The following is a 3,565-nucleotide window of genomic DNA, read 5'->3' as shown; positions in this document are numbered from 1 at the left end:
GAAGGAAATCCGAGAAGCTCGAGTGAAGGTGGCCCGCGCTCAGGCCGAACACCTCGTCGGTCATGGGAGCAACCTTACCGGACCCATCTCACGGCCTCCCCGACGTCTCGACCGTGAGGTGGTCCCCCACCCTGATCGCCTCGACCAGCCTCTCCCCCTCGGCCACGACCCCGCCCGGCCAGACCACGGAGCGGATCACCTCTCCCTCGATCCGGGCGCCCTCCCCGATGACGCTCTCTCCACCGGACGCCGCCAGGTTCGCGTCCAGGTACTCGCGCGGCGTCCCGCAGTCGAAGAAGGGTCCGGACGCGACGTGCATGTCCAGATCGTGGTGGCGCCAGACGACCTCGTAGAGCCCGGACGGGACGGGAGCCAGGTCCCGGACCGCCGCCCAAGGCATGAGGGAGGCGCCGGCGAACCGGAGCCCCTCGAAGTCGGCCCGTCCGGGGTCGCGCACGCACCTGAGCCGGACCCGCTCGCCGTCCCATCCGGACACGAGATCGGACAGGTCCGGCGGGTGGAAGGCGTCTGAGTTGACGACGAGGACGTGTCGTCCGTCGATCCAGTCCCGCAGCGCGCCGAGGGCGCCTGCCGTCCCTAACGGCTCGTCGCGCTCCCAGGAGACGTGGACCGCTCCCGACAGGTGCTCCACCAGCGCCTCGCCCAGGTGGTGGGCGTTCACCGCCACGTCCGCTCCGGCGACGCGCGCGAGCGCGTGGTCGACCAGTGCGACGTTGCCGACCGGGCAGAGCGCCTTCGGACGGAGCTCGGTGAGAGGGCGCAGACGCGTCCCTCGTCCGGCGGCCAGGACGACCGCGCAGATCTGGTTTCCCCACACCCCCTCGAGGGGTAGGTGGGTCGTCGCATGGGCGAACCCGCGTTCCTCGACATCCTCGACGAGACCGTCCGCGTCATGGACGGCCTCGGCCTCCCCTACTGCTTCATCGGGAGCATCGCCAAGGCCGCGCACGGAGAGCCCTCGACGACCGGCGATATCGACGTGTTCGTTCGCGAGGAGCACGCCGAGGCCGCCCTGGAGGCCTTCGGGGAGGTGGGGTACGAGACGAAGCGGGACAACGACCAGTGGATCTACAAAGCGAGCCGCGGCGACACGACGGTCGATCTCATCTTCCGCTCCTCGGGAAACGTGAAGTTCGACGACGAGATGATCGGGAGCCTGAGACGGCTCACCTTCCACGACCGCGAGCTCCCCGTGGCTTCGGCGGAGGACCTCATCGTGATCTTCGCGCTCGCGCACCAGGCGGCGACCGCCGACTACTGGTTCACCGCCCTCGAGCTGCTCGCTCGCTCCGAGGTCGACTGGGAGTACCTGCTCCAGCGTTCGCGGCTCGGCCCGAAGCGGCTCCTGAGCCTGCTCGTCTACGCCGAGTCGATCGGGCTCGCCGTGCCTCCCGAGGTGATGGAGCGGATGCTCGGGTCGGCGCACGTGCTGCGCGTGGGGGCCTGAGAGACCCGACCCATGGCGACTCGACGGGTCCATGAGGACCCACCCTACCCGTCCATAGATGACGTAGCGCGCGAGCGTCTCGGCCTGTCCGACCTGCGCGAGGGACAGAAGGAGGCGGTCGAGGCGTTGCTGTCCGGACGCGACGTCCTCGCCGTGATGCCGACGGGGTGGGGCAAGTCCGCCATCTACCAGATCGCCGGTTCGCTGATCCCCGGCCCCACCGTCGTCGTGTCGCCTCTGATATCGCTCCAGCAGGACCAGGTGAGGGCGATCGCCGAGGCCGATGTGGGCGGCGCGGCCGAGGCGAACTCCAACGTCTCCCAGGGAGCCCGGTCCGAGGCCATGGAGGACCTGGCCGACGGGAGGCTCGAGTTCCTCCTCCTCGCGCCCGAGCGGTTCTCGAGCGCGGACACCCTCGAGCAGGTAGCGTCCGCCGAACCCTCGCTCCTCGTGGTGGACGAGGCGCATTGCGTCAGCTCGTGGGGACACGACTTCCGGCCCGCCTACCTCCAGCTCGGGGCGGTCGCCCGGGAGGCCCTGGGACGGCCCCCGATACTCGCCCTGACCGCGACCGCAGCGCCTCCCGTCCGCGCGGAGATCGCCGCGCGTCTGGGCATGCGCGACCCCCTCGAGATCGTGACGGGGTTCGACCGGCCGAACATCAGGTTCGAGGTGGTCCGGTGCCTGGACGAGGACGACAAGCGAGACAGGTTCCTCGAGCGCGTCCGGACCCTCCCTGCACCGGGGATCGTCTACACCGCCACCCGTGCCTCGGCCGAAGAGGTGGCCGAGCTCGTGGGATCACAGGGTGTCCGCACGGAGGCGTACCACGCCGGGCTGGGCGCGAAGCGGCGGCGCGATGTCCAGCAGGCGTTCCTCGACGGCGAGGTGGACGTGATGGTCGCGACAATCGCGTTCGGGATGGGGATCGACAAGCCCGACGTGAGGTTCGTCCTGCACTACGACGTGGCGGCATCCCCCGACGGGTACTACCAGGAGATCGGGCGGGCCGGTCGGGACGGCGAACCCGCCGAGGCGGTCCTCCTCTACCGCCCGGAGGACCTGGGCCTCAAGCAGCGCTACGCGGCGGGGGCCGGACCATCGCAGAAGACCATCACCCAGGTCGCCACCCTCCTCGCGGGAGGCGAGGAGCTCGGGAACGGCCGCCGGGCGCAAGCCGCGGTGATGGCGCTGGCCGCCGTGGGTGCGGTTCGCGTCACGCCCGGCGAGGCACCCATCTGGACCGGCGCGCTCGAGGTCGGGGAGGCGGTCGAGGCCGTCACCTACGCCACCAAGATGAGGCGAGGTTGGGAGCGCTCCCGGGTCGAGATGATGCGGGGGTACGCCGAGACGGGAGGGTGCCGGCGATCGTTCCTGCTCGCCTACTTCGGGGAGCGCTACCCGGCTCCCTGCGGGAACTGCGACGCCTGCGAGGGGGGCCGAGCCGCCGAGCCTCCGGACCCGCGGTTCCCGGTCTCCTCACACGTGTCACACCGGAGGTGGGGGCCCGGCCAGGTCGTCGCCGCCGAGGGAGACACGCTCGTCGTCCTGTTCACCGCCCACGGCTACAAGACGCTGTCGGCCAACGCGGTGGCGGAGAGGAACCTCCTCCGGGTGAGCTGACAGGCGCGGGGGCCTACGCGCGCTTCAGTACCTGCACGCTGCGAGCGACCAGCTCGACGACGTCGCCGGACTTGAGCACGACGTCGGGCTCCGTCGGTGCGGCGGTGTCGATCTCGATCTCCCACACGGAGCCCCAGGCGCCGCCGGGCAGCGTGAACTTGACGTCCTCGTGCGAGGCGTTGAAGAGGACCAGGAAGGAGTCGTCCTCGATGCGCTGCCCCCGGGAGTCGGGGGTGGGGATCGTCTCCCCATTGAGGAAGACCCCCAGCGATTTCGCGAACCCCACGTCCCAGTCCTCGTCGGACATCTGGCTCCCGTCCGGACGGAACCAGCCGATATCGGCCACGTCCGCCCCGTGGATGGGCCGCCCCTCGAAGAAGCGACGACGCCTGAAGACCGGGTGGTCGAGGCGGAAGCGGACCAGGCTGCGCGTGAACTCGAGCAGGTCCTCATCGACCGACTCCCAGTCGTACC

At 70.4% G+C, this 3,565-nt stretch carries 4 protein-coding genes; 2 read left to right on the top strand and 2 right to left on the bottom strand.

The annotated features are described in order from the left end of the window. Positions 1-88: 88 nt before the first annotated feature. The gene (locus tag VM840_10745; GenBank protein ID HVL82054.1) at positions 89-838 is read right to left on the bottom strand and encodes a sugar phosphate nucleotidyltransferase; all 750 of its coding nucleotides are present in this window, start codon (positions 836-838) and stop codon (positions 89-91) included. Between the two features lie 27 nt (positions 839-865). Between VM840_10745 and VM840_10740 the strand changes: the two genes are divergently transcribed. Both VM840_10740 and VM840_10735 read left to right on the top strand, forming a co-directional pair. Further along, on the top strand, positions 866-1,468 hold the full coding sequence (locus VM840_10740; GenBank protein HVL82053.1) for a nucleotidyltransferase: 603 nt from the start codon (positions 866-868) through the stop codon (positions 1,466-1,468). Positions 1,469-1,480: 12 nt separating this feature from the next. Further along, on the top strand, positions 1,481-3,091 hold the full coding sequence (locus tag VM840_10735; GenBank protein ID HVL82052.1) for an ATP-dependent DNA helicase RecQ: 1,611 nt from the start codon (positions 1,481-1,483) through the stop codon (positions 3,089-3,091). Positions 3,092-3,104: 13 nt separating this feature from the next. Here VM840_10735 and VM840_10730 read toward each other — a convergent pair. Next, positions 3,105-3,565: glycogen debranching enzyme (locus VM840_10730; GenBank protein HVL82051.1), on the bottom strand; the 461-nt coding region annotated here is incomplete at its 5' end.

The sequence above is a fragment of the Actinomycetota bacterium genome, assembly GCA_035540895.1.
GTDB lineage: Bacteria > Actinomycetota > JAICYB01 > JAICYB01 > JAICYB01 > DATLFR01.
Note: the sequence above shows the minus strand (reverse complement) of the source record. Positions and strands in the feature narration are given on the sequence as shown.

What these genes read in the sequence shown, in the direction of transcription:
- VM840_10740 (HVL82053.1), top strand. Translation starts at nt 866, where the DNA reads ATGGGCGAACCCGCGTTCCTCGACATCCTCGACGAGACCGTCCGCGTC.
- VM840_10735 (HVL82052.1), top strand. Translation starts at nt 1,481, where the DNA reads ATGGCGACTCGACGGGTCCATGAGGACCCACCCTACCCGTCCATAGAT.